Source organism: Pontibacillus marinus BH030004 = DSM 16465 (assembly GCF_000425225.1).
GTDB classification, from domain to species: Bacteria; Bacillota; Bacilli; order Bacillales; family BH030062; genus Pontibacillus; species Pontibacillus marinus.
This window is the reverse complement of the sequence record NZ_AULJ01000018.1, coordinates 1-25,041: the sequence shown is the minus strand read 5'-3', so window position 1 is coordinate 25,041 and position 25,041 is coordinate 1. Positions and strand designations below refer to the sequence as shown.

The 25,041-nt window shown below is 40.6% G+C and carries 27 protein-coding genes and 2 riboswitches; of the genes, 20 read left to right on the top strand and 7 right to left on the bottom strand.

Features of this window, described 5'->3' with window-relative positions; translation table 11 throughout:
- Nucleotides 1–12 precede the first annotated feature (12 nt).
- The 12 genes from treR to H514_RS0104050 all read left to right on the top strand — a co-directional run bounded on the left by treR (nucleotide 13) and on the right by H514_RS0104050 (nucleotide 9,379).
- Nucleotides 13–723 (top strand): trehalose operon repressor, encoded by a 711-nt coding sequence (gene treR / locus H514_RS0104105; protein WP_324604029.1) that lies wholly within the window; start codon nucleotides 13–15, stop codon nucleotides 721–723.
- 96 nt (nucleotides 724–819) lie between these two features.
- Nucleotides 820–1,443 (top strand): YdcF family protein, encoded by a 624-nt coding sequence (locus H514_RS22475; protein WP_051255025.1) that lies wholly within the window; start codon nucleotides 820–822, stop codon nucleotides 1,441–1,443.
- A gap of 47 nt (nucleotides 1,444–1,490) precedes the next feature.
- Nucleotides 1,491–1,590, top strand: a riboswitch (TPP riboswitch).
- 278 nt (nucleotides 1,591–1,868) lie between these two features.
- Nucleotides 1,869–2,549, top strand: coding sequence for a thiaminase II (gene tenA / locus H514_RS0104095; RefSeq protein ID WP_027445808.1), 681 nt, complete (start codon nucleotides 1,869–1,871; stop codon nucleotides 2,547–2,549).
- Nucleotides 2,547–2,648: riboswitch (TPP riboswitch) on the top strand. It overlaps the preceding gene by 3 nt.
- A 76-nt stretch (nucleotides 2,649–2,724) precedes the next feature.
- Nucleotides 2,725–3,495: a thiazole synthase gene (locus H514_RS0104090; protein ID WP_027445807.1), complete on the top strand. Its 771-nt coding sequence runs from the start codon at nucleotides 2,725–2,727 to the stop codon at nucleotides 3,493–3,495.
- Nucleotides 3,496–3,505: 10 nt separating this feature from the next.
- Nucleotides 3,506–4,609: a 2-iminoacetate synthase ThiH gene (gene thiH, locus H514_RS0104085; protein ID WP_027445806.1), complete on the top strand. Its 1,104-nt coding sequence runs from the start codon at nucleotides 3,506–3,508 to the stop codon at nucleotides 4,607–4,609.
- Nucleotides 4,609–5,205, top strand: coding sequence for a thiazole tautomerase TenI (gene tenI, locus H514_RS0104080; RefSeq protein WP_036842357.1), 597 nt, complete (start codon nucleotides 4,609–4,611; stop codon nucleotides 5,203–5,205). The genes thiH and tenI overlap by 1 nt, the downstream gene beginning before the upstream one ends.
- Nucleotides 5,202–5,405: a sulfur carrier protein ThiS gene (gene thiS, locus H514_RS0104075; protein WP_027445804.1), complete on the top strand. Its 204-nt coding sequence runs from the start codon at nucleotides 5,202–5,204 to the stop codon at nucleotides 5,403–5,405. Before tenI ends, thiS begins: the two co-directional genes overlap by 4 nt.
- A 5-nt stretch (nucleotides 5,406–5,410) precedes the next feature.
- Nucleotides 5,411–6,430, top strand: coding sequence for a ThiF family adenylyltransferase (locus H514_RS0104070; protein WP_027445803.1), 1,020 nt, complete (start codon nucleotides 5,411–5,413; stop codon nucleotides 6,428–6,430).
- A gap of 11 nt (nucleotides 6,431–6,441) precedes the next feature.
- Nucleotides 6,442–7,248, top strand: coding sequence for a bifunctional hydroxymethylpyrimidine kinase/phosphomethylpyrimidine kinase (gene thiD / locus H514_RS0104065; RefSeq protein ID WP_036842354.1), 807 nt, complete (start codon nucleotides 6,442–6,444; stop codon nucleotides 7,246–7,248).
- Nucleotides 7,245–7,937, top strand: a complete 693-nt coding sequence (gene thiE, locus H514_RS22470; protein WP_051255024.1) for a thiamine phosphate synthase — start codon at nucleotides 7,245–7,247, stop codon at nucleotides 7,935–7,937. Before thiD ends, thiE begins: the two co-directional genes overlap by 4 nt.
- Before the next feature lie 130 nt (nucleotides 7,938–8,067).
- On the top strand, nucleotides 8,068–8,817 hold the full coding sequence (locus H514_RS0104055) for a (S)-benzoin forming benzil reductase (RefSeq protein ID WP_027445801.1): 750 nt from the start codon (nucleotides 8,068–8,070) through the stop codon (nucleotides 8,815–8,817).
- Nucleotides 8,818–8,830: 13 nt separating this feature from the next.
- Nucleotides 8,831–9,379 (top strand): thioredoxin family protein, encoded by a 549-nt coding sequence (locus H514_RS0104050; RefSeq protein ID WP_027445800.1) that lies wholly within the window; start codon nucleotides 8,831–8,833, stop codon nucleotides 9,377–9,379.
- A gap of 30 nt (nucleotides 9,380–9,409) precedes the next feature.
- On the opposite strand, the gene H514_RS0104045 is transcribed toward H514_RS0104050, so the two are convergent.
- Nucleotides 9,410–9,949 carry a D-glycero-alpha-D-manno-heptose-1,7-bisphosphate 7-phosphatase gene (locus H514_RS0104045; RefSeq protein WP_027445799.1) on the bottom strand — a complete coding sequence of 180 codons (540 nt, stop codon included), beginning with the start codon at nucleotides 9,947–9,949 and terminating at the stop codon, nucleotides 9,410–9,412.
- 193 nt (nucleotides 9,950–10,142) lie between these two features.
- Here H514_RS0104045 and H514_RS0104040 point away from each other — a divergent pair, with 193 nt between their 5' ends.
- The 5 genes from H514_RS0104040 to H514_RS22465 all read left to right on the top strand — a co-directional run bounded on the left by H514_RS0104040 (nucleotide 10,143) and on the right by H514_RS22465 (nucleotide 14,006).
- The gene (locus tag H514_RS0104040) at nucleotides 10,143–10,781 is read left to right on the top strand and encodes a M15 family metallopeptidase (RefSeq protein WP_027445798.1); all 639 of its coding nucleotides are present in this window, start codon (nucleotides 10,143–10,145) and stop codon (nucleotides 10,779–10,781) included.
- 133 nt (nucleotides 10,782–10,914) lie between these two features.
- A complete protein-coding gene (locus H514_RS0104035) occupies nucleotides 10,915–11,457 on the top strand; it encodes a sigma-70 family RNA polymerase sigma factor (RefSeq protein ID WP_036842352.1) in 543 nt (180 codons plus the stop codon).
- Complete coding sequence (locus H514_RS0104030) at nucleotides 11,426–12,328, top strand: DUF4367 domain-containing protein (protein WP_027445796.1); 903 nt, start codon at nucleotides 11,426–11,428, stop codon at nucleotides 12,326–12,328. Before H514_RS0104035 ends, H514_RS0104030 begins: the two co-directional genes overlap by 32 nt.
- Nucleotides 12,329–12,506: 178 nt before the next feature.
- A complete protein-coding gene (gene coaA / locus H514_RS0104025; protein ID WP_027445795.1) occupies nucleotides 12,507–13,436 on the top strand; it encodes a type I pantothenate kinase in 930 nt (309 codons plus the stop codon).
- Between the two features lie 66 nt (nucleotides 13,437–13,502).
- Nucleotides 13,503–14,006: a ribosomal eL19 family protein gene (locus tag H514_RS22465; protein ID WP_051255023.1), complete on the top strand. Its 504-nt coding sequence runs from the start codon at nucleotides 13,503–13,505 to the stop codon at nucleotides 14,004–14,006.
- A gap of 29 nt (nucleotides 14,007–14,035) precedes the next feature.
- Here H514_RS22465 and ptsP read toward each other — a convergent pair whose 3' ends face one another.
- The 5 genes from ptsP to H514_RS0103995 are packed head-to-tail and all read right to left on the bottom strand — an operon-like array spanning nucleotide 14,036 to nucleotide 19,707.
- The gene (gene ptsP, locus H514_RS0104015) at nucleotides 14,036–15,757 is read right to left on the bottom strand and encodes a phosphoenolpyruvate--protein phosphotransferase (protein WP_027445794.1); all 1,722 of its coding nucleotides are present in this window, start codon (nucleotides 15,755–15,757) and stop codon (nucleotides 14,036–14,038) included.
- 3 nt (nucleotides 15,758–15,760) lie between these two features.
- Nucleotides 15,761–16,027, bottom strand: coding sequence for a phosphocarrier protein HPr (locus tag H514_RS0104010; protein WP_027445793.1), 267 nt, complete (start codon nucleotides 16,025–16,027; stop codon nucleotides 15,761–15,763).
- Nucleotides 16,028–16,078: 51 nt separating this feature from the next.
- Complete coding sequence (locus H514_RS0104005; RefSeq protein WP_027445792.1) at nucleotides 16,079–18,028, bottom strand: PTS fructose transporter subunit IIABC; 1,950 nt, start codon at nucleotides 18,026–18,028, stop codon at nucleotides 16,079–16,081.
- A gap of 15 nt (nucleotides 18,029–18,043) precedes the next feature.
- Nucleotides 18,044–18,958 (bottom strand): 1-phosphofructokinase, encoded by a 915-nt coding sequence (gene pfkB / locus H514_RS0104000; RefSeq protein WP_027445791.1) that lies wholly within the window; start codon nucleotides 18,956–18,958, stop codon nucleotides 18,044–18,046.
- Complete coding sequence (locus H514_RS0103995; protein WP_027445790.1) at nucleotides 18,955–19,707, bottom strand: DeoR/GlpR family DNA-binding transcription regulator; 753 nt, start codon at nucleotides 19,705–19,707, stop codon at nucleotides 18,955–18,957. The genes pfkB and H514_RS0103995 overlap by 4 nt, the downstream gene beginning before the upstream one ends.
- A 223-nt stretch (nucleotides 19,708–19,930) precedes the next feature.
- Between H514_RS0103995 and secG the strand changes: the two genes are divergently transcribed.
- The 3 genes from secG to rnr all read left to right on the top strand — a co-directional run bounded on the left by secG (nucleotide 19,931) and on the right by rnr (nucleotide 23,666).
- Complete coding sequence (secG, locus tag H514_RS0103990) at nucleotides 19,931–20,164, top strand: preprotein translocase subunit SecG (RefSeq protein ID WP_027445789.1); 234 nt, start codon at nucleotides 19,931–19,933, stop codon at nucleotides 20,162–20,164.
- 387 nt (nucleotides 20,165–20,551) lie between these two features.
- A complete protein-coding gene (locus H514_RS0103985; protein WP_027445788.1) occupies nucleotides 20,552–21,301 on the top strand; it encodes an alpha/beta hydrolase in 750 nt (249 codons plus the stop codon).
- Nucleotides 21,302–21,338: 37 nt separating this feature from the next.
- Nucleotides 21,339–23,666 (top strand): ribonuclease R, encoded by a 2,328-nt coding sequence (rnr, locus tag H514_RS0103980; protein ID WP_027445787.1) that lies wholly within the window; start codon nucleotides 21,339–21,341, stop codon nucleotides 23,664–23,666.
- A 120-nt stretch (nucleotides 23,667–23,786) separates the two neighbouring features.
- Here rnr and H514_RS0103975 read toward each other — a convergent pair whose 3' ends face one another.
- Complete coding sequence (locus H514_RS0103975; protein WP_027445786.1) at nucleotides 23,787–24,644, bottom strand: GNAT family N-acetyltransferase; 858 nt, start codon at nucleotides 24,642–24,644, stop codon at nucleotides 23,787–23,789.
- Between the last annotated feature and the right edge of the window lie 397 nt (nucleotides 24,645–25,041).

Here is a 25,041-nt window from a genome sequence, read left to right as displayed (position 1 = left end):
AGAGTGATGAGTGTGAAACAGAACAAGTTTTTAACCATATATCATGAGCTTGTAGAATCGATCAAAAATGGAGAGTACCCAGCTCAATCAACGCTCCCTTCTGAGAATGAATTAGCTGATCTTTACCAGACTTCAAGGGAAACGATTCGTAAGGCATTGAACCTGCTTTCTCAAAATGGATTTATCCAAAAGGTTCGAGGGAAAGGGTCCGTTGTTTTAGATCAAAATAAATTTGATTTTCCTGTATCGGGGTTGGTGAGTTTTAAAGAACTAGCTGATTCGATGGGAGAGAAGCCTAAAACAACAGTTCACGAATTGTCTTTGTCTCATCCAAAAGAAGTGGTGCAACAAGCTTTGAATCTTGATGAGAATAACCTTGTGTGGCATGTGTCCCGCATTCGTAACTTGGGCGGAAGTGATGTCATTTTGGATAAAGACTATATTCTTTATGAGCAAGTTCCTAAGCTGACGAAGGAGATTTGTGAAGATTCCATCTATGCCTATCTTGAAGGTGAGCTAGGGTTAAACATTTCATTTGCTAAAAAAGAAATTACGGCAGAGGACCCAACTGAAGAAGACCGTAACTTACTTGATTTAGAGGGATTCACAACGATTGTGGTTATTAAAAACTACGTGTATTTAAATGATGCGACGCTTTTTCAATTTACAGAATCTAGACACCGACCTGATAAATTCCGATTTGTTGATTTTGCCCGTCGCTAATGCCAACCTTCCTGACTCTCTGAGTTGGGGAGGTTTTTCTTTTATAAAAAGGGTATTTATAATAGGATAGGGAGCACGAAAAAAGGGGCTGTTTTAATGAAAAAATTGCTGCAACTCCTCCTCTTACTCGTATTGGTTTATGTAGGATATGCAGGTTACTCGATATGGACATTTACAGGGAATGATTATCATGAAAAAACGGATGCAGCGATTGTTTTAGGTGCAGCTGCTTATTACGATAAGCCATCTCCAGTTTTTCAAGAAAGAATCAATCATGCTCTTAAACTCTATGAAAATAATAAAGTTGATCATCTTATTTTTACTGGAGGAAAAGGAGATGGTGCACAGTATGCAGAATCTGAAGTAGCTAAGATGTATGCTGTTCGTAATGGTGTGTCGAAAAAGGATATATCGATTGAAACGGCTTCAGAGATCACGGAGCAAAATCTAGATGAGGCTAAGAAATTAGGGAAGAAGAAAGGTTTTGAGACTTATAGACTTGTCAGTGATCCTCTTCATATGAAACGTGCGATGGCCATGGCGAAGGATCGTAATATGGACGTGCATGCTGCTCCAACCCAAACTTCTGCTTACAAAAGCCTTGAAACCAGAGTTCCTTTCTTTTTAAGGGAATGGATTTTTTATGTTGGTTATGAAGCGAGTGTAATTGCAGAACAGTTTCTTCGAATAGCAAATTTAGAGGATGCTGTTGAACTTTAGGATTCTTTTAGATATGATGAATATGTAAAAAATATCAATCTTATATTTCTTTACACTAGGGGTGCGTAAGCTGAGAGAGGCGTTATGTCTCGACCCTTTGAACCTGATCTAGCTTGAACTAGCGTAGGGAAGTGGTTGTGTGCGACACATGACAGCTATAACAATGTGACTCGTCTATACATAACCGCTTCTGATACGTCAGAAGCGGTTTTTTTCGTAATTTATAAGCTCATAGATGTCTAGCTCCAGCTCCCAGCAACGAATGGACTTCCCTCGCCTCCGTACGATAAGTCAACATCGATTCGTTTCACTCACCGTGTTTCCTTTATCGTACTACGGGCTCAGTCCAGTCCCTTCGTTGCTAAGCGGTCGCTTGCGCTTTTCGTATTGGGAAGAAAGCATAAGAATAATAAGGAGGAAAAGGCATGTCTTTTACACAAGAGTGTCGTAAAGAAGCTGATTCGATTTGGGAAGAGAGTTTTCACCATCCTTTTATTCAAGAACTTACAGAAGGGACTTTATCGTTTGATCAATTTCGTTACTACGTTTTACAAGATTCCTATTATCTGAGTCACTTTGCTCGTGTTCAGTCTTTTGCAGGGGCAAAAGCTGAGGACTTGGAGACGACTAGTCGTTTAGCCGCTCATGCACAAGGGACCTATCAAGCTGAGCTGGGACTGCATGAGACGTTTGCTAAGGAACTGGGCATTACAGAAGAGGAAAAGAACGTATTTCAACCATCTCCTACTGCATATGCTTACACATCACACCTTTACCGCTCTGCCCTATTAGGTGATTTGGGGATGATCATATCCTCCCTTTTACCTTGTTACTGGCTGTACTACGAGATTGGTCAACGCTTCAAGGATTATACACCAGGCGTAGCGATTTATGAAGAATGGATCAATACGTATGGAAGTGAGTGGTTTAAGTCGTTAGTTGAAGAACAAATTAATCGCCTTGATCAATTGGCAGAAAAAAGTACTCCAAAGCAACGACAAGCCATGAAAGAAACATTTCTCATAAGCAGTCAGTATGAATTAAAGTTTTGGGAAATGGCATATACATTAGAGTCATGGAATAAAAAAGAACAAACAACTTCATAAAAAAGCTAGGGGAGCTACATGGTGGCTGAGAGGATCCGTTTCCGACCCTTTGAACCTGAATTGGTTAAAACCAACGGAGGGAAGCTTCGATAAACATGTAACAGCTGTACAGAATCGAAGCTCACCTCTAGTCAATGAGGTGAGCTTTTTTAAATTCTTTGAAAGGATGATACACATGAACGATCTTTTACACATTGGTGGAGTGAGTCTCCATAACCGACTTTTTACCGGAACAGGAAAGTTTGCCGACCACAAAGAGATGAAAAAGGCGATCGAATCATCTCAATCTCAGGTAGTGACGGTGGCTTTGCGCCGAGTAGATATTAACGGAAGAGATGAACATATTTTAAATGACATTCCTGAGCACGTGACCTTAATGCCTAATACATCTGGCGCTAGAACAGCAGAAGAAGCGATTCGAATTGCGCGATTAGCCAAAGCGAGTGGGATGGGAAATTGGATCAAGATTGAAGTGATCTCGGACCATAAATACTTACTCCCGGACAATGAGGAAACCATTAAAGCAACCAAAACACTGGCAGATGAAGGATTCGTCGTACTTCCCTATATGAGCCCTGATCTCATGGCAGCAAAACGCATGGAGGAAGCCGGTGCCGCAGCGATCATGCCATTAGGTTCACCAATCGGATCGAATCGCGGGATCAAAATGAAAGAAATGATTCGAATTATGATCGATGAAATTAACCTACCGATTATTGTGGATGCTGGTATTGGCAAACCTTCTGAAGCTGCAGAAGCAATGGAAATGGGAGCAGATGCAGTGCTTGTGAATACAGCTATAGCTACAGCTGAGAATCCAGCACAGATGGCTCAGGCTTTTGATATGGCAGTAAAAGCTGGACGTATGGCTTACCTGTCTGGACTTGGACCAACGACAGAGAAAGCTAATGCTTCTTCACCATTAACAGGATTTCTAACAACATAAGGAGGATTCCATGAGTTTTTATCACACGTATGAACAATTGAAAGACCTTCCGTTCCAAGAGCTATTTTCAAAGATTACAAGTCTAGATGTTGAACGGGTGTTGAAAAAAGATCGCCTGACACGAGATGACTATATGATTTTACTTTCCCCAGCCGCTGAAGACTATCTAGAAGAGATGGCCCAGCGTGCTCATCAATTAACGGTTCAACATTTTGGTAAGACCATGCAGTTGTTCTTACCCTTATATGTATCTGATTACTGTGTGAATACATGTAAATACTGCAGCTTCAGTGTAGATAATGTGTTTCCTCGCAAACGATTAACAATGGAAGAGGTTGAACAAGAAGCAAAAGCGATAAGAGATAAAGGCATTGAACACATTATTTTATTATCTGGAGAATCACGTATGCACTCATCTGTTGAGTACTTAAAAGAGTGTATGACCGTGCTTAAAAAGTATTTTTCCTCTGTAGGCATCGAAATTCAACCGATGGATCAAGTGGATTATGAGGAGCTTGTAAATAGCGGAATTGATGGATTAACGGTTTATCAAGAGGTTTATAACGAAGACATTTATCGTGAGATTCATACAAAAGGGCCGAAACGGGACTATCGCTATCGTTTGGATACACCTGAGCGAGGCTGTAGAGCTGGTATGAGATCTGTAAATATTGGGGCGCTATTAGGGTTGGATGACTGGCGGAAGGAAAGCTTTATTTCTGGTCTCCATGCGCAATATCTACAGGATACCTATTTAGAAACAGAGATCGGTACGTCTTTCCCACGTATCCGTCCAAATGCCGGTGGTTTTCAGCCTAATGTGGATGTGTCGGATAAAAATCTTGTTCAAGCCATGCTAGCCTTAAGAATCTTTTTACCGAGAGTAGGGATTACGATTTCGACTCGTGAAAATCCTGCTTTCCGGGATGACATCATTCCTTTAGGGGTGACGAAAATGTCTGCTGCTTCCTCTACAGAAGTAGGTGGTTATACGAACCCAGATGATACACAAAGCCAATTTGAAATATCAGATGAGCGCTCCGTTGACGAAATCCGTAACCTTCTTCATTCCAAAGGATATCAACCTGTGATGAAAGATTGGCAGATCATCTGATGGAATTCCATCTTGTATCAAACGGGAGAATGCATCTGAATGAATTTTCAAAGATCGCAGGGCGGGTAGCACCTTATGTTGACTTTATTCACATTCGAGAAAAGCATCGTTCAGCTCAAGACATTACAAGTGCCATAAACAAATTAAAGGAAGAATCGATTCCCTCTGAAAATATCATCGTGAATGACAGGGTCGATATAGCCTCTGTTGAAGGTGTTCGTGGAGTGCAATTAGCCTATCACAGCATTGGAATAAAAGAGGTTCGAAAGCATTTTCCGCAGTTTCGAATTGGAAAGTCAGTACATTCTGTAATGGAAGCACAAGAGGCTGAGACCGATGGGGCAGATTACGTGTTGTTTGGTCATATCTTTTCGTCGAACTCAAAGCCGGGGCTAATGCCTAAAGGGGTTGAAGCATTAAAAGATGTGGTGGATGCGACCTCAATTCCAGTCATCGCAATTGGTGGGATCACACCACAAAATGTGCATGAAATAAGAAGAACTGGAGCAAAAGGGATTGCTGTTATGTCGGGATTACTAGATGCTCACGACCCTTATCAAATGGCTCAAGAATATAAGAAAGGATGGGTAATATGACGATTCAAGTAAATGGAAAACAAATCGATTTACCGCAATCAGTTAATCACATTAGCGATTTACTAAATCACTATAATCTGCAATCCAATCAGGTCATTGTGGAATTGAATCAAGCCATTGTCGATCAAAAGCTTCATGCAGATACACAGATACAAAATGGCGATCAGGTAGAGCTGGTTCATTTTGTTGGAGGAGGTTGAGCCTCATGGAGGACTGTTTTTCAAGACAAAAACTTTTTGCTCCAATTGGAGAAAAGGGGCAAGTCAAACTGTCCCAAAAACACGTATTTATACTCGGTGCTGGAGCTCTGGGTACGGCTAATGCTGAACAACTTGTTCGTGCAGGCGTTGGGCAAATAACTATCGCGGATCGAGATTACGTGGATTGGAGTAACCTTCAAAGGCAACAGCTTTATGCAGAAGAGGATGCACGTAATGCGGTTCCCAAAGCTATAGCGGCTAAAAAGAGGTTGAATGCAATCCATTCTGGTGCCACAATCCATGAAGTTGTAGGAGATATGGGAGTAGAAGAACTTCATGAAATCATACCTGAAGTGGACTTAATTATAGATGCCACAGACAACTTTGAAACACGAATGAAGGTCAATGACATAGCTCAGTTTTACAAGAAAACGTGGATTTACGGAGCCTGTGTAGGAAGCTATGGCTTAAGCTTCACAGTTGTTCCGGAAAAGACACCATGCCTGCACTGCTTACTTGGTGTGCTCCCTTCAGAAGGGGCAACTTGTGATACAGCTGGGATTATAAGTCCAGCTGTACAAATGGTGGTAGCACATCAAGTTACGGAGGCCATGAAGGTATTGGTAGGGGACTATGAGGCTTTACGAAGTAAGATAGTCTCTTTTGATTTATGGAAAAATGAATTCTCTTCTGTGGATGTATCCTCTTTAAAAAAGGGTGCGTGTCCTTCTTGTGGAGAGATTCAGCAATATCCCTATTTAAAAGAAGATTCCCAAACGAAAACAACTGTTTTATGTGGTCGTGATACCGTCCAAATTAGGCCAATGGAAACTATGAAGCGGGACTTAGAGGTTTTGAATCGAATTCTTTTAAGAACATCAGGAGAAGTGAAAAAGACCCCTTATGTGTTGATGTATCAGCAAGGACCTTATCGTCTTGTCTTTTTCCAAGATGGGCGCGTGTTAGTGCATGGAACGAAAGATGTTGGAAAAGCCAAATCTTTATATAACCAATGTGTAGGATAGGAGGCATAAAGATGCAAGTTGCAAAAGCGTTAACCATTGCTGGGTCTGATTCGGGTGGAGGAGCTGGCGTCCAAGCTGACTTAAAAACCTTTCAAGAGCTTGATGTATATGGAATGTCCGCCATCACTGCTGTGACAGCTCAGAATACGTTAGGCGTACAAGGGGTGTATGATGTTTCCGTTGATGGCGTCATTGAACAATTGAACTCCATCGGTGATGACCTTACTCCAAATGCGGTCAAAACTGGGATGTTATTTAGTGAAGATATTATTGAAGCAACAGCAATCTGTATTGATTTTTATGGGTGGAAGAACCTTGTAGTTGATCCTGTTATGATTGCGAAAGGAGGGGCGAAACTTCTTCAAGATCAGGCGGTTCGAGCTTTAAAAGAGAGGTTACTCCCTCTATCAACAGTCGTGACACCAAACCTTCCTGAAGCAGAAGTCTTGGCAGATATGAAGATTGATTCAGAGGATAAAAAGAAAGAAGCAGCTAAAGCCATCCATGGACTTGGAGCTGATTTTGTCGTCATCAAAGGTGGGCATGATTCATCCTCCATAGTAACGGACATTCTGTATGATGGACATGCGTTTACTACTTTTGATTCAAATCGATATGAAACGAAAAATACACATGGAACTGGATGTACGTTTTCAGCAGCTATTACAGCTCAGCTAGCCCAAGGAAAATCAGTTCCTGAATCAATTAAACTAGCAAAGGCATTTATTCAAGCGGCTATTGAAGATGATCTTCATATTGGAGCAGGTCATGGTCCAACGAATCATTGGGCTTATGAGAAAAGAGGCGCGTTAACATGAGCATGGCTGAACATTTACAGCTTTATTTGGTCATGGGGAGTCAAAATTGTTATCAGGATCCAATTGAAGTCTTACAAAAAGCGATACAAGGAGGCGTAACGTGCTTTCAGTATCGAGAGAAGGGAAGCGGAGCGAAAGTTGGTTCTGAGAGGGGAGAACTGGGACTCCATTTTAAGGAGGCATGCCATAGTTACGGAATTCCTTTTATTGTGAATGATGATGTGAATTTGGCTATGGAGCTTGAAGCTGACGGTGTACACATTGGCCAAGAGGATGGAATGGTTCAGGAGATTCGATCTTTGATTGGTTCTGAGAGGTTGTTAGGTGTCTCTGCTCACAATGTACATGAAGCGGAAAAAGCTATAAAAGAAGGAGCCGACTACATAGGTGTAGGTCCGATGTTCCATACATCCACGAAAAAGGATACAGAACAAGTTCGAGGACCCATTGTTATCCGAGAAATTCGTGAAGTATTTCCTGATTTTCCGGTAGTAGGGATCGGCGGAATATCTAAAAGGAATGCCTATGATGTGGTGTCCTCAGGTGCAAATGGCGTTGCTGTGATTTCAGCTATTAGTCAGGCAGAAAACGCAATAATAGCAGCTCAGGAATTGAAACAGGAAGTAGAGTATGGAGTACTAACAGAGAAAAGTAATGTTATACGCAACTTAATTAAAAGTGAAGATTAGGCATGAAGAACCTACGAAGAGGGTACGCTCTATGTAGGTTCTTTTTTATGGGTAAATAGAACATTATCAATAGGATTAAACGCATCATTTCGCTATACTAGGAACATGTGAAAAAAGACGGAGGGATAGAATGGATTTTGCAGTCATTACAGGTGTTTCTCGCGGATTAGGAGAATCTATAGCTAAACAAATGATGGAGCAGGGGACGAGTGTCATTGGACTTTCTCGTTCTGAAAATAAAGATCTCCAATCTGTAGCAAATAAGCACCAAGTCACTTACGAGCATTACACATGTGACCTATCATCAGAAAATGAAGTTGAAAATGTGTTTTCACAAATCATAGATTTTATAAAAGAACAAAAAGCCAATAATGTATATGTCGTAAATAATGCAGGTGTGGTGGAACCGATTCAAAAGGTTGGAGATCTGCCCGCAAATGAAGTGGTTCAGCATATGCATGTAAATCTGATTGCCCCTATGCTCATCACAAACTTATTTACGAAAAACTGTAGTGAGATGGAAGTAACAACTGTGAATATTACTTCAGGTGCTGCCAATCGTGCTGTATATGGCTGGAGTACATATGGGAGTTCGAAAGCAGGTGTCAATTATTTCACATCGACGACTGCATTAGAATTAGAAAAGAATCGTTCTTCTCATAAAATTGTGGCTTTTAGTCCGGGGATTATGGACACAGATATGCAAGCAGATATTCGCTCTGCATCTGAGGAAGCTTTTGCAGAAGTGGATACATTTAAGGAATTTAAAGAGCAAGGAAAGCTTCGTGATACGGATGTGGTAGCTCAAGCCATGCTTAAGCTCTTACAACAAGACTTCGAAAACGGAAGTGTTTATCACGTTAATGATCTACTAGACTAACGGAGGTGTCAGCGTGAATTTAAAAGAATGGTTCGAAAAGGGGATGGCTCCTCAAGAATATGTAAGTGCCATGAATAAGCACCAGGACAACCTCGTGTATGTATATAAAACGTTTGATTTGCCTGATGATCAGGACTTTTTCAAATATCTTAAAGATCAAAATCTAAGTGTACTCGTCATAACGGAGGACTGGTGCGGAGATGCGATGCTCAATATTCCGATCTTACTTCGAATTTGTGAAGCTGGGAACATCAATGCCCGTATGTTACCACGTGACGAACATCCGGAATTAATGGACCAATATTTAACAAATGGATCTAAATCTATTCCAATCTTTATTTTCTTCAATTCAGATGGAGAACAAAAAGCGGTCTGGGGCCCAAGAGCACCACAACTGCAGGAATTAGTGGATGAATCCCGTGAGAATCTTCCTTCTCAAGACAGTCCAGATTTTGAAGAAAAGCAGCGAGAAATGATCTTATTTTTAACAAAGGCCTATCGAGAAAATAACGCTCTTTGGACAGAAGTATATGAAAGCTTAAAACGAACACTTTATAAGTAAGTCAAAAACCCCTTCATCGTGGAGGGGTTTTTATTGCTCTTTCGCATCTTCGATAATCCAATCAACTGCTTCAGCTAAATTGGGATAGACCGCATCTACTCCATCTAAATCATCACCGATAAACACAAGCTTTGTGCCAGCATTCTGACCTGCCTGAATATCAGGTTCACGGTCTCCAACCATATAGGACGAGGCAAGATCAATGTCGTGCTTCTCAGCCAACTCTTCAATCATAAGACTTCCGGGTTTGCGGCAAGCACAGCCTTCTTTTGGTTTATGGGTACAGCATGCAACCTCATGAATAATGGCATCCTCTTTTTTTAGCTCTGAAACCATATGCTCATGTATGTTCTCTAACATGTCTTCCTTTAAGTATCCCAATCCAACTCCACCCTGGTTCGTGACCACAGCAATCAGTTCAAAAAGCCCGGATTCATTAAGCTTCTTTATAGCTTCAGGCACACCAGGTAAAAAATGAAGGTGCTCTGGACGGTTCACAAACTTGACCCGCTCCGTTAAAACTTCATTAATAACACCATCTCGATCCAAAAATACAGCTTTTCTGCTCATACATAAACTCCTTTCGCTATCACCTAGTATGCCCAAGTTGAGTCTGTGCATGAAGGATAACTGACAATTGTTGATAAGCAAGAATAAGTAGAATTACGTTTTTGTTTGTTCTTAATTCTCAAATATTTCTAGTTCCTCTATCATATGATATAATTGTTATATGAAAATATTATTTTGAGAGGAACGGGTTTGATTGAGAATCCTATCGAATCTATTTGCGATATTACTATTTTTTGTAAGTGTAGGATTTGTTGTTGTGGTTCTTATGCCTGAACTAGAAAAAAAGAAAAATAAATACACGGATATTACCACAATTGCCAACACCACCTCAGCACCACCTCCGACTAAGAAAGAGGAAGTTCCTTTACCAAAGTCTCTACACCCAGCTGTTCAGAAGGCTAAAGAACGTTTAATAGATCTAACGAAAGAAAAAGGCATTAACATCGTTATTACGGATGGTCATCGCTCCAAAGAAGAGCAAAATGCCTTGTACGAAAAAGGGCGCTCCAAATCTGGGGATATCGTAACCCATGTAAAAGGTGGAGGGTCTTATCATAATTATGGACTTGCTATTGATTTTGCTTTAAAGCTAGACAATGGAAATGTGATTTGGGATATGAAACATGATGGAAATGGCAATGGAGAATCAGACTGGATGGAAGTTGTCGCTATCGCGAAAGATCTTGGTTTTGAATGGGGAGGAGATTGGTCCTCCTTCAAAGACTATCCACATCTTCAAATGGATTTCGGTTTCTCTATTCGTGAATTAAAATATGGAGATCGTCCAGTAGTAGAGAATTTTGAGGAAGACCCTAAATCAACAGCATCATAAAACAGTAGACTCCAGCCTATATTTGGGCTGGAGTTTCATTATATAGAACACCTTAGATTAATCGTTACATATTTTTTTGAACCAGAAAGAGACTTGCACAATCTAATAAGTAACTTAAAGTGAGGTGAACAAAATGAAAAAGCTTGTGAAAAAAGCCAGGAGAGGAAATCAGCAAGCTTTTACAGAACTCATAAAAATCTATGAACAAGACCTCTATCGAACTGCAAAAAGCATTTTGAAAAAAGATTCTGACTGCGCTGATGCGATTCAAGAAACTATTATTAAAGTTTATAAAAAACTTCCGACATTAAGGGAACCAAGCTATTTTAAAACGTGGATGACTCGCATTCTTATTAATGAATGCCGTTCGATGTTAAAGTTGAGGAAGAAAGTAATTCCAGTTGAGCAGTTTTATACACACCAACATACGCATGAACATTGGAATGAAGTTGAACTAAAAGAAATTATTGAAGAGTTAGATGAGAAGTTAAAAGTGACTGTGACGCTCTATTACATACAAGACTTTAAGACACACGAAATTGCAGAAATACTCGATATTCCCCAAGGAACAGTTAAATCCAGATTATCTCAAGCTCGAAATGAACTATCCAAAGCATTAAAACATCATGAAAGGGGGAGACAAGATGCATCCGGATCAGATGGATCAAGAACTTAAGAGTATTCTCTCTCAAAAGCAAGAAGAAATGCCCCCAGAAGTAGCTGAGGAAATTGAAAATACGTTAGATAACCTTCCTAAAAAGAAGACGTTAAGAGAGAAAATACAAAACCGTTTTTATATCCGTAGAGGAATAGGTATCGCAGTTCTATCACTCCTTTTAGTATTCATGGCAGGTTTTGCTTCACAGCATATTTTGACTCTTGTGAATGAAAACGGAGAAGAAATTTTTAGAATAGAAGAATTTAAGGGTGAGAACAAGGAGCCTAGTTATCTTGATCTAATGAGGGAAGTCCGAAATCGAATGGAACTCGGTGAGGTAAAACATATCTATATTAATAAACCAAATGATGAGGAAGAAGAACGGATTCGAACTGTTACGAAACCAAAACACTATGGAAGTCTCATGCAATTAAAATCACACGTTGATTTCCTTGTCAGAACACCGAGTTATACTCCAGAAGGTTATGATTTTTCATATGGTACAATGTCCAAACGATTCAATATAAACCATGAAGAAGTTATGGCAAAGTTCAAGGAGGTTGCTTCTGATCATAAAGGAGAGGTTATCATTATTGATGGACTATCAAAGGGAACACCTGATGGAACACACTTGAACTTTGAAAATGCCAACCAAGAGGTATTTACGGTAAGACAATGGCATGAAGGACCTTCCAAAATTTTCGTGTCTGATTTGAAAGAATATGAAGGAAGTAAGCTAGAAATTCATGATATGGATGCGATTTACCGTAAAACTGAATCCTATCAAGAAATTTTATGGAAAGATGGTCTGAGCCTTTTTGAGATTTACACAACTGTTAACTCCATGGATAAGGAAGAACTAATTAATATAGCTGAGAGCATGTATTAGAAGTGATTCGCCTATGATTTGGTCATAGGCGAATTTTTTGCTTTAGCAGCCCCTTCATTGCTAAACAGGGGCTTCCGCTTTTCTTATGAATGTTTTCTTAAATACTTGCCAAACTACTAGAATGTTGTGATATGGTATTAGAAGTACGTTTAAATTTAGAAAAGGTAAGTGTTCGAAGATGAGTTCACCCTATATATCATTTGATAAAGAGGAATGGTCCAAGTTAAAGGCAAATGTACCGATGACCATTTCTGCTGAACAATTAGAAAATCTAAAAGGTATAAATGAAGCGCTTACAATGGAAGAGGTCTCCAATGTCTATCTTCCTCTTAGTCGACTTCTCAACTTATATACACGTGCATCTCAACAGCTGCACACCGTAACAGATACCTTCCTAGGAAAACAGACGAAGAAAGTACCTTTTATTATTGGTATTGCTGGAAGTGTGGCAGTGGGGAAAAGTACTAGCTCGCGTATTATTCAAGCTCTGTTAAAGGAATGGCATCATCATCCTAATGTCGATATTTTAACAACGGATGGTTTTCTGTATCCAAATAGAGTGCTTGAAGAGCGGGGGATTATGAATCGAAAAGGATTCCCCGAGAGCTATAATACCAAGAAGCTACTTAATGTGTTAGGTGAACTGAAATCAGGAAATCGTCATGTGACAGCACCTGTTTACTCGCACCTTACCTATGATATCTTGGAAGATGAAGTGCAAGTACTAGATCAACCAGATATCGTCATAGTGGAAGGCATTAATGTACTCCAAACACCAAAACCGAAAAAAGCGGAGCCTGAAACCTATGTATCCGACTTTTTCGATTTTAGTATTTACGTGGATGCCCATGAGGATTACTTGAAGAAATGGTACATCAACCGTTTTATGAAGCTTCGTGACACAGCATTCCAGGATGAAAAATCTTATTTCCATAAGTATGCGGATTTATCGGATGAAGAAGCAATCAACATTGCTGAAGATATCTGGAATCGGATCAACCTAAAAAACTTAAGAGAAAATATCCGAACGACTCGAAGAAGAGCTGATTTAATCTTAGAGAAAGATTCGGATCACTTCGTCGATCATATATTACTGAGAAAAATGTAAGGGAACGCTGGCTAAGGCCAGCGTTTTTATGTGGTTTATACATAGAGAAAGAGTAATCAGCAAACTGTGCTATGGACTCGAGCGAAAGTAGCGCTGACCCGAGCGAAAGCAGTGCCGACCCGAGCGAAAGCAGTGCCGACCCGAGCGAAAGCAACGTCGACCCGAGCGAAAGCAACGTCGACCCGAGCGAAAGCAGCGTCGACCCGAGCGAAAGCAGCGTCGACCCGAGCAAAAGCAGCCTCAACCCGAGCGAAAGTAGCGTCAACCCGAGCGAAATCAGCGTCGACCCGAGCGAAAGCAGCCTCAACCCGAGCGAAAGCAGCGTCGACCCGAGCGAAAGCAGCGTCGACCCGAGCAAAAGCAGCCTCAACCCGAGCGAAAGTAGCGTCAACCCGAGCGAAATCAGCGTCGACCCGAGCGAAAGCAGCCTCAACCCGAGCGAAAGCAGCGTCGACCCGAGCGAAAGTAGCGCCGACCCGAGCGAAAGCAGCGCCGACCCGAGCGAAAGTAGTGCCTACCCGAGCGAAAGCGACGCCAACCAGAGAAAAAACACCCCTACAAGCATACTAGCTTGTAGAGGTGTTCTCATAAGAAAGAATTTATTTCTGACCTGTTTTCTCCTTAACAAATTCAACAACTTCTTCAGATGTATCTTTTGAAAGGATCTCGTCTTTGTAAGATGCCATTTCTTCTTTAGAAAGGCTAAGGATTTGAGTACGAGCTGGCAAGATGGATGTTGCGCTCATACTGAATTCATCTAAGCCTAAGCCAAGAAGGATAGGGATTGCGATTTCGTCTCCTGCCATTTCACCGCACATGCCAGCCCATTTGCCTTCTGCGTGTGCTGCTTCGATGACGTTATTGATTAGGTTTAAAATCGCTGGGTTGTATGGCTGGTATAGGTAAGAGACGCGTTCGTTCATACGGTCAGCAGCCATTGTATATTGAATTAAGTCGTTCGTTCCGATAGAGAAGAAGTCAACTTCTTTTGCAAACTGCTTCGCGATAACAGCTGTTGCTGGGATCTCAACCATCATACCAACTTCGATACTATCAGAAACCTCAGTACCTTCAGACTTCAAGTTTGCTTTCTCTTCTTCAAGAAGTGCCTTTGCCTGACGGAACTCGCCAAGAGTAGCGATCATTGGGAACATGATCTTCAAGTTTCCGTATACGCTAGCACGTAATAAAGCGCGAAGCTGTGTACGGAAAATATCGTCACGCTCTAGGCATAAGCGAATCGCACGGTAGCCAAGGAATGGGTTCATTTCCTCAGGAAGGTCAAGATATTCAAGCTCTTTGTCGCCACCAATATCTAGTGTACGCACAACTACAGGCTTGTCTGATCCCATTGATTCAAGAACAGCTTTGTATGCTTCATATTGCTCTTCTTCAGTTGGGAGCTGACTTTTACCCATGTATAGAAACTCTGTACGGTAAAGGCCAACACCTTCGCCGCCATTCCCATGTACGCCGTCTACATCGTCTGGTGTACCGATGTTTGCAACAAGCTCAACGTGTTGACCATCAGCAGTTTTTGTAGACTCATCTTTTAGCTTCGCCCACTCTTGCTTTTGCTTTTCGAAGTCTGCTTGTTTTTGCTTGTACTCTTCAATTTGTTCATCTGATGGGTTTACGATTACGTCACCGTCAATACCATCTACGATTACCATGTCATTTTGGTTAATCGTTTCTGTTACTTCTTTCGTTCCAACTACTGCTGGAATTTCAAGAGAACGAGCCATGATTGCAGAGTGAGATGTACGGCCGCCAATATCTGTTGTGAAGCCTTGTACGAACTCTTTGTTTAATTGAGCTGTATCAGAAGGTGTTAAGTCTTCAGCGACAATAACAACTTTTTCATCAATTAAAGCGGGATCAGGGAACGTTACGTTAAGAAGGTGAGCCATAACACGCTTCGTTACGTCCTGAATGTCTGCAGCGCGCTCGCGCATGTATTCGTTATCCATGTTTTTGAACAAGTCGATGAACATATTTGCTGTTTCATCAAGTGCAGCCTCAGCATTTACATTTTCTGATTTGATTTTATCTTGGATTGGCTGAAGTAGCTCTGGATCACTTAAAACAAGTAGATGAGCAGAGAAGATTTCCGCCTTTTCCTCTCCAAGTGTTTTTAACGCGTGATCTTTAATCTTTTCAAGTTCACCTTTAGACGTTTCAATAGCGTCTTGGAAACGTTGAACTTCTTGATCTGGACTATCAATATCTTTTTTATCGTATGAAAGATCAGGTGCTTCCATACGGTATGCTTTCGCAATAGCTATACCGCTAGATGCTCCGATTCCTTTAATGTGACTCATGAATTATTCCCCCAGATTTTCTTTTTTCATGGATTCCGCTACAGCATTTAATGCATCTTCTTCATCCGATCCTTCAGCTTTGATCTTCACTTCAGCTCCAGATGGAATCCCAAGAGACATAATGCCCATAATGGATTTAAGATTCACGGATTTCCCGTTATACTCAAGGTTTACATCCGCTTTATACTGACCAGCCGTCTGAACTAATACGGTTGCAGGACGCGCATGGACACCGTCTTCTGATGTAATTGTCATTGTTTGTTCGACCATGATAAAAAACCTCCTGAACAATTAAAAATTCACTTTAACATGATACATGATTTAAGTGTTTTTAGCATCTTTTTTTAATAATCCAACTAAAATAGCTGTTACGATTGAGCCGGCAATAATAGCTACAAGGTAAAGTAAAGGTGCTAATAAGCCACCAAAAATATTGCTGTTTACCAATAGAATGACGAAAATTCCTCCATGTGGTGCCTGTAATGTAATGCCGAATAACATAACAAGAGCACCTGCTATGGCAGATCCAATTACGGAAGAAGTTATAACGCGAGCTGGATCGGCTGCTGCGAATGGAATCGCGCCTTCCGTAATAAAGGAAGCCCCCATAACGTAAGCTGTTTTACCTGTTTCACGTTCCTGCTGTGTAAATTTATTTTTGAAAAATGTCGTAGCAAGAGCCAGTCCAATTGGTGGAACCATTCCTCCGGCCATAATAGCCGCTATTGGTGCGTAGTTTCCTGCATCAATCATAGCAATACCAAAGGTGTAGGCTGCTTTGTTAATCGGTCCACCCATATCAACTGACATCATTCCACCTAAGATAAGGCCAAGAACGATTGTTAAATCTCCTAATCCGTTTAACCAATCCTGTAGCCCAACATAAATGGAAACGAGGGGAGGGTTGATTAAGATCATAATGATACCGGTAATTAGTAAACCAAATACAGGGTAGAACAATACAGGTTTTAATCCGTCTAGAGAGTCAGGCAATACGGTAAGTCCTTTTTGTATTAAAAGAACCACATAACCTGCTAAGAAACCTGCAATAAGTCCACCTAAGAAACCTGATCCATTTCCGGCGCCTTCAATACCACCTGTTTCCTGAATAGCAATAAGACCACCAACCATACCTGGTGCTAAACCTGGACGACCTGCGATACTTTGTGCAATAAATCCTGCTAGTACAGGTACGAGGAGGAAGAATGCTTTCCCTCCACCAATGGTAGATAACCATCCAGCAAATTGGTTATAAGATGGATGATCTGGGTTTGCTGCATTAATTCCCCATAAGAAAGATAAGGCAATTAAAATCCCGCCACCTACAACGAATGGAAGCATGTTGGATACACCATTCATTAAGTGTTTATAGAAGCCTTTTTTCTCGCCTCCACCTACAAAGGATCCATCTTCACCTTCTTCACCACCAGCTGCATTTCCGCCACCTTCATAAATCGGTGCATCTCCATTAGCAGCTTTCTCAATTAGATTCTTCGGTTCGTGAATCCCTTTTGCGACGGGGACAGTTAAAGTAGGTTTTCCTTTAAAACGATCTGTCTCAACTTCAATATCAGCTGCAACAATAACGCCGGTAGCTCTTTCAATGTCCTCACTAGTAAGGGCATTTTTTACACCGCTTGAACCGTTTGTTTCAACTTTAATCTTAATGCCCATTTCTTTAGCTGTTTCTTTTAGCTTATCTGCAGCCATGTATGTGTGTGCAATTCCTGTAGGACAAGCTGTAACAGCTACGACATAAGCTTCTTCATGATCTTCTGAAGTCGATTCTTCTTCAGCTTCTTCTTCCTCATCACCTTCAGACTCTTTATCATTAATGAGTTCTATGATTTTATCTTTGGACTCTGCTTCTAACAGCTTTTCACGGAAGCTTGCATCCATTAATAAGGAAGATAAGCTAGAAAGCGTTTCTAAGTGCTCTTGGTTAGCCCCTTCTGAAGCTGCAATCATAAAGAATAGATGTGTAGGCTGACCGTCAAGTGATTCATAATCAGCGCCATTTTGGGAGCGTGCAAACGCAATCGCTGGTTCTTTTACAGCTGCTGTTTTAGCATGTGGGATTGCCACACCCTCGCCAATCCCTGTTGTACTTTGGTCTTCACGCGCTTGAATAGCTTGTTTGAATTCTTCTTTATCATTCAAACGACCTGCTTCATCGAGCTTTGCAACTAATTCATCGATAATTTCAGGTTTTGAATCTGAATCAAGCTCTAAAATCATGGTGTCTTTTTTTAATAAATCAGTAATTTTCACGATTCGTACCTCCTTTTATGCATGTTCTTGAACTTCAATCTCAGATAGAAGCTTCTCTATATCTTCTTTGGTGCCTAGGTCGTTACTAAAAGCTGTGGCGCTTCCTGCAGCAACTCCTTGTTTAAATGCTTGACTGAGATCTTTGTTCTGGCTGTAAGAAGCAAGAAATCCTGAGACAACAGAATCCCCAGCTCCAACTGAGTTTTTGACTGTCCCTTTAGGAACGTTACAGGAATAGGTATGATCCTTGCTAACAAAAATTGCTCCCTGACCACCCATGGAAACAATGACATGCTCGGCACCTTGATCAACAAGTTTGCGCGCATATGTGATGGCATCTTCCTGGGTTTCTATGCTTGTGTTATAAAGCTCTCCAAGTTCATGATGATTTGGTTTAAGTAAGAATGTGCGTAGTCCCACGAGTTCTTCTAAAGCTTGACCTGATGTATCAGCAATGAAATGAGCATTATTTTGCTCACAAAGCTTCGCCATTTCCTTATAGAAGGTAGCAGGAATGGTTTTCGGAATACTTCCAGCGACTACAAGATAGTCATCAGGTTGTAGTTGATCCACTTGTTTTAAAAGTTGGTTTTGTTGATCTTCTGAAATATCAGGACCAGGTCCATTGATTTCAGATTCTTCATCTGATTTGAGCTTTACGTTTACTCGAGTCGGATATTCTGTCTCAATAAATTGGTGTTGTACTTGTTCAGATTCAAGATATTCTTCTATAAATCTGCCAGTAAAACCACCAATATAGCCGAGTGCTGTGTTTTTAATATCCAATCGTTTAAGAACGCGAGACACGTTGATCCCTTTTCCTCCCGCATAATAAAACGTTTTTGAAGCTCGGTTTAACTCACCTTCGTGAAATTGATCAACATGCATAATGTAATCAACGGAAGGACTTAATGTAACGGTATAAATCATGATGTCACAACCTTTACTGTGGTTTTCTCTTGGTAAGGGGATACCCTTTCTTGTTGGGTTTCATTCGTGATGAACTGGGCTTGTGATAGGTCTGCAATTTTAGCAAACGTAACCTCATTCAATTTAGAAGCATCACCAAGCACATAAGCTTCCTGTGATTGTGACAAAGCAGACTGTTTGATGAATGCTTCTTCTGGATCTGGAGTGGTATAACCATGGTTTGGATGGACACCATTAACGCCAAGGAAGCATTTATCAAAACGATACTGGGATAACGTTTGATACGCTCCCTGACCAACAAGGGCTTTTGTTTTATATTTTACAAAACCCCCAGTTAAATACGTCTGAACCTTATATTCCATCAATGCTTCAAGAAGAGATAATCCGTTTGTTACAACCGTAATATTTCGATCCTTTAAATAAGGAATCATTTGGTACGTTGTTGTTCCAGCATCAAGAAAAATACAATCATCTTCACGTATTAAACTAGCCGCAAAACGGGCGATGAGTTGCTTTTGATCTAAATGTTTCGTTGATTTCTCTGGGATACTTAATTCTTCACTTTTTTGGTGAAGAACAGATGCACCGCCATGAACACGCTTTAGCTTATTATCGTTCTCCAACTGACTGAGATCTCGTCTTATGGTCGCTTCAGAGGCGCCCGTAGCATCCACTAGTTCTTGGATTTTAGCTGTTTCTTGTTCATTAAGTATGTTTATAATGATTTGATGGCGTTGAGGTGTTAATATAGGAATCCCTCCGATCCATTATTTTCTATAAGGAAGCCTTTTCATAAATAATCATTTTCAATCAAAACCAATCAAAAGATATCAAATTAACGGCAAAGGTTCAACTAATATGCAAAATAAAATAATATTAAAAAAATTCGAATGGAAGATGTTGTTGCCCAAATGCTAGTTTTATGCTAAATTTATCTGTAGGTATTTGCACGTCTTATAGGAGGTGGATCACATGTACGGAGTTGTCGTTACATTACTTGTGATAGATGCAATAGCAATGATTACATTAGTACTTCTTCAATCTGGTAAAAGTGCAGGTCTATCTGGAGCGATTTCAGGTGGAGCAGAGCAGTTATTTGGTAAACAAAAAGCACGCGGAATCGATGCGGTTATGCATAAAGCAACCATCGTGACTGCTGTATTATTCTTTGTTTTAACATTCTTACTTGGTTATGTTGTAGGTTAAGCAACGGGTTTATACTCGTTGCTTTTTTTAATGTCTTTTATCATTCGCCAGGAAATATGGGAGGATCGCCTGAAAATCTCCTGGGATAGCCCGGAAACCTGATGAGATAGACTGAAACTCGATAATAAACGCCTGAACATGCTTTGTGGCCGCCTGAAACAAGGTCACGATCGCCCGAATAGGTACTGATACCCCCTCAAAACTCCTCTATTTAATTACCTTCTCCTTATGCTTACCCACTTTTTCATGGTAATATGGAAACGTTCTTAGGGGATGGAACCATATTCCTCTATAGGTAATTAAATATGATTACATGAATTCATGGTTCAGGCGAAACTAAACCATATATAAAGAATTTGCAGCGAAGATAGAAGGAGATGTAGAAAGATGAATATAAAACAACCTCAACCATTTACGTTTGAAGCAGGAAATCGTGCGGTATTATTATTACATGGATTTACTGGCCATTCAGCAGATGTTCGTATGTTAGGCCGTTATTTAGAAAAGAAAGGCTATACTTCGCATGCGCCTATTTTGAGTGGGCATGGTCAACCTGCAGAAGAGATTTTAAAATACACACCAGCGGACTGGTGGAAAGATGTTCGGAATGCATTGCAACATTTAAAAGATAAGGGCTACGAAGAAATTGCTGTAGCGGGTCTTTCTCTAGGAGGTGTTCTCGGATTAAAGCTTGCTTATAGTGAACCCATTAAAGGTGTAACACCCATGTGTTCTCCGATGTTTTTTGATAATGAAGAAGAGCTAAAGAAAGGGTTCAAGCAATTTGCAAAAGAATACAAGCAGCTTGAGAAAAAATCTGAAGATAAAATCCAAGAAGAACTAGACACATTATTAGAAACACCTTCTGAGACTTTTGAGGAACTTGGTAAGTTGATTAAGGATGTACATGACAACATTGATATGATCTATGCTCCAACATTTGTTGTACAAGCAGAAAAGGATGAAATGATTAATACAGAAAGCGCAAATTATATTTATGAGAATGTTGAAGCCGATCAAAAAAACATCAAATGGTACAAAGAATCAGGTCATGTGATCACCTTAGATAAAGAACGTGAACAATTACATGAAGATATTTTCAACTTCTTAGAATCCTTGGACTGGTCAGTGGAATAATAAAGGTAACGAATAGTAGAAAAGGACGGTGGAATACATGAGTGATCAGTTAAAAAAACAGATTTTAGATCATTTTAATGAAGATAATGCTAGACCATTATCTGTCCACGAAATAGAAGAAGTAATCGGACTAGACGAAGAACAAGATTTTACTACACTAATGAAAACCTTGAACCAGTTAGAGGAAGAAGGAGAGCTTGTACGTACACGTAAAAATCGTTACGGACTTCCAGAAAGAATGAATTTGATCCGAGGTAAGATTCAGATGCATGCGAAAGGATTCGCTTTCCTCATTCCAGATAATGAAGATCAGGACGATGTTTATATTCATCACTCTGATCTCCAATCAGCTATGAACGGAGACAAAGTCTTGGTTCGTATTGATTCTCGTGTAGATGAAGGAAAACGACCAGAAGGAACCGTTATCCGAATTATTGAACGAAATACAAATGAAATCGTAGGTACTTACGATGATAATGGATATTTTGGATTCGTGATTGCGGATGATAAACGTATTCCAAATGATATTTTCATTCCAAAAGGCGCTACAAATGGCGCGGTAGACGGTCATAAAGTGATTGTACGTATTACAAAGTATCCGGAAGGCCGCATGAGCGCTGAAGGTGAAGTAACGCAGATTCTAGGTCACAAAAACGACCCAGGCATTGATATTTTAGCGATTATTCACAAGCATGGTATTCAGGTGGATTTCCCTAATGAAGTAATCGAACAGGCTACACAAACACCTGATGAAATTGACCCTAATGAAATTAAAAACCGTCGTGACCTTCGTGACGAACAAATCGTGACCATTGATGGTGCTGACGCGAAGGACTTGGATGACGCAGTAGCTGTGCGCAAATTGGACAATGGCAACTATCATTTAGGTGTACACATAGCTGACGTATCGTACTATGTGGAAGAAGATTCACCAATTGATAAGGAAGCACGCGAACGCGGAACAAGTGTTTATCTTGTAGACCGTGTAATTCCAATGATCCCACACCGTTTATCAAACGGTATTTGCTCATTGAATCCACAAGTTGATCGCTTAACGTTATCTTGTGAAATGGAGATTAATCCTGATGGTGAAGTGGTAAACCATGAGATCTTCCAAAGTGTGATTAAAACGGATGAACGTATGACGTATTCTGATGTGAAGAAGATCTTAGTGGATGATGACGAGGAACTTAAACAACGTTATGAACCGCTTGTACCAATGTTTAAAGAAATGGAAAACTTGGCGTCCATTCTGCGTAAGAAACGTTTGAAACGCGGAGCAATTGACTTTGACTTTAAAGAAGCTCAAGTTCTAGTAGATGACGAAGGTAAAGCAGAAGATGTAGTGCTTCGTGAACGAACCGTTGCAGAGCGCTTAATCGAGGAATTCATGCTGGCTGCCAATGAAACTGTTGATGAACACTTCCATTGGATGGATGTCCCATTCATTCACCGCGTGCACGAAGAACCAGATTCATCAAAACTTCAGCATTTCTTTGAATTCATTACAAACTTCGGTTATAACGTCAAAGGTTCAGCTGATGACGTGCATCCGAAAGCATTACAAGAAGTGTTAGAAGCGGTTAAAGGAACAGAAGAAGACATGGTCATTTCTAAACTAATGCTTCGTTCCATGCAACAGGCTCGATATGACGACAAAAACTTGGGTCACTTTGGCCTTTCAACAGAGTTCTATACGCACTTCACTTCACCGATCCGTCGTTATCCAGACTTAACGGTACACCGCTTAATTCGTCGTTATATTATCGAAGGGAAGCTTGACCAAAAAACACGTCAACATTGGAAAGATCAAATTCCTGAAATCGCGAAGCATTCCTCTGAGCGTGAACGTCGTGCCGTTGACGCTGAACGCGAAACGGATGATCTGAAAAAAGCAGAATATATGCAGGACAAAATTGGTCAAGAGTTTGAAGGTGTCGTAAGCTCTGTTACAAACTTCGGACTTTTCGTAGAACTGCCAAACACAGTGGAAGGTCTTGTACACGTTAGCTATCTAACAGATGACTACTATCATTTTGATGAGAAGCAATATGCCATGATCGGTGAACGTACTGGGAATGTCTTCCGAATCGGTGACGAGTTAACTGTACGAGTAGAGAAAGTTAACCTAGACGAACGAGTTGTCGATTTTGAAATCGTAGGTATGGAACCTCCGAAGAAAAACAAACCTAGTGCCCGCCCTGATCAACCAAAAGTCATCCATGCTAAGAAAGAGAACTCAGGTGGTGGCAACAAAAAAGGTAAAGGGCGAAGCAAACACCAAGGCAAAGGACAAGGCAAGAAAAAAGACGGTGGCAAGCCGTTTTACCAAAACGTCCAAAAAGGTAAGAAAAAGAAGAAATAATGATTAAGAGCCATGACAGCATATCTGTCATGGCTTTCTCTATGTCTGTTTCTAAGTTCAAGATTCAGATGAACTCAAAAAAATAAGCTTTCCATTAAATGAAAAGCTCATTTCAAACACTTAAACCCATTTCCCATAAAGAACCCAAGCCTGACTCCATTCATAAGGGTGAAGAGAAGGGATGTTTTGATATCCTTTGGGTGAAAAATCTATCCATGCACCATATATATCGGGATGGTGCTGCAGCTCATACTGAACCGTCTCCCAAAAACCAGGTTGTTCATGATGGTCATCCCATAGGTATTTTACATTGGCATAAAGACGCCCCTTTTGATCCTGTTGCACAATGATAAAACGATCCTCCGTCTCATTCACGTAAAAAGAAGATCTTTCTAAGTAATCATCCGTAAATAAATCTTTATCAAAAGGAACAGGATAGTAGCCTTCATAAGGAAAAACCCCTAAAGGAATATCCGTGACGTTTTCTATGAGTTCACGTTTTCTTGCTGTATCTCTAACGCTATTCCAAACAGGTCCTTCTGTTCCGACAACTTGATCTGGCTTTTTTAAAACGAGAGGATGGGTGCAAACAAATTCAGGAATGCCAAGTTTACTCATTACTTTTTTGGCGGCTTCGTTGTTCACTTCTGTATGAGCCCCAATCCATTTTATGTTCGGTAGCGCTTCCAAATCACGAATGATAAATCGTAAAAGATTCGTCGCATGCCCCTGGGATGTATAGCGACGATCGCTACGTAACCTTCCTAGCATAGCGTATTGGTTCGCAAATAATGTATATCCTGCAATTGAAATCATGTGATCATCTTCGAAAAGACCATATACGACATTGTTTTCCCGTTTGATTAAGTCGGGGAAAATACGTAATACATAATCATCTTTGATTCCAGTGTCCATTTGTTCCAGGGTGTTTATATCACTTTCTGTTAAAACTTTTATGTGTAAAGTCCCGCATTCCACGACGATAACCCCTTTGCTGTAAATTCCCAACCATATCATATTACAGAGCAAGCTTGGCTGTCTATTTAATGACATCAAAATTTTAAAATATTATTAAAATTTTTCTTCTATAACTATCTGATTTATAAAGAAAACTAATTAATTTATTCCGTTAAATGGCAGTAATCTGGAATAAAGCGTAGAGAGGTTCCGTTGCCAAATAGAGAGCGGGCGGGCTGGGAAATGGGTTGCTTTCCTGCGGACGAACTATCGAGCCTCCTCATCCGCTATTCGCTCCTTGCGGGGTCTCGCTAGCCCGTTTTTCCGCTGGAGTCAACCCATTTCCCAGCCCACCTTAGCCGAATGGTGAATAACGGAACCGCAGCTATCGTAAGGTTTTCTGATGTAGATTATGGGG

Coding starts and splice junctions, on each gene's coding strand:
- H514_RS22475 (WP_051255025.1), top strand. CDS start 820: ATGAAAAAATTGCTGCAACTCCTCCTCTTACTCGTATTGGTTTATGTA.
- tenA (WP_027445808.1), top strand. CDS start 1,869: ATGTCTTTTACACAAGAGTGTCGTAAAGAAGCTGATTCGATTTGGGAA.
- H514_RS0104090 (WP_027445807.1), top strand. CDS start 2,725: ATGAACGATCTTTTACACATTGGTGGAGTGAGTCTCCATAACCGACTT.
- thiH (WP_027445806.1), top strand. CDS start 3,506: ATGAGTTTTTATCACACGTATGAACAATTGAAAGACCTTCCGTTCCAA.
- tenI (WP_036842357.1), top strand. CDS start 4,609: ATGGAATTCCATCTTGTATCAAACGGGAGAATGCATCTGAATGAATTT.
- thiS (WP_027445804.1), top strand. CDS start 5,202: ATGACGATTCAAGTAAATGGAAAACAAATCGATTTACCGCAATCAGTT.
- H514_RS0104070 (WP_027445803.1), top strand. CDS start 5,411: ATGGAGGACTGTTTTTCAAGACAAAAACTTTTTGCTCCAATTGGAGAA.
- thiD (WP_036842354.1), top strand. CDS start 6,442: ATGCAAGTTGCAAAAGCGTTAACCATTGCTGGGTCTGATTCGGGTGGA.
- thiE (WP_051255024.1), top strand. CDS start 7,245: ATGAGCATGGCTGAACATTTACAGCTTTATTTGGTCATGGGGAGTCAA.
- H514_RS0104055 (WP_027445801.1), top strand. CDS start 8,068: ATGGATTTTGCAGTCATTACAGGTGTTTCTCGCGGATTAGGAGAATCT.
- H514_RS0104045 (WP_027445799.1), bottom strand. CDS start 9,949: ATGAGCAGAAAAGCTGTATTTTTGGATCGAGATGGTGTTATTAATGAA.
- H514_RS0104035 (WP_036842352.1), top strand. CDS start 10,915: ATGAAAAAGCTTGTGAAAAAAGCCAGGAGAGGAAATCAGCAAGCTTTT.
- H514_RS0104030 (WP_027445796.1), top strand. CDS start 11,426: ATGCATCCGGATCAGATGGATCAAGAACTTAAGAGTATTCTCTCTCAA.
- coaA (WP_027445795.1), top strand. CDS start 12,507: ATGAGTTCACCCTATATATCATTTGATAAAGAGGAATGGTCCAAGTTA.
- ptsP (WP_027445794.1), bottom strand. CDS start 15,757: ATGAGTCACATTAAAGGAATCGGAGCATCTAGCGGTATAGCTATTGCG.
- H514_RS0104010 (WP_027445793.1), bottom strand. CDS start 16,027: ATGGTCGAACAAACAATGACAATTACATCAGAAGACGGTGTCCATGCG.
- pfkB (WP_027445791.1), bottom strand. CDS start 18,958: ATGATTTATACCGTTACATTAAGTCCTTCCGTTGATTACATTATGCAT.
- secG (WP_027445789.1), top strand. CDS start 19,931: ATGTACGGAGTTGTCGTTACATTACTTGTGATAGATGCAATAGCAATG.
- H514_RS0103985 (WP_027445788.1), top strand. CDS start 20,552: ATGAATATAAAACAACCTCAACCATTTACGTTTGAAGCAGGAAATCGT.
- rnr (WP_027445787.1), top strand. CDS start 21,339: ATGAGTGATCAGTTAAAAAAACAGATTTTAGATCATTTTAATGAAGAT.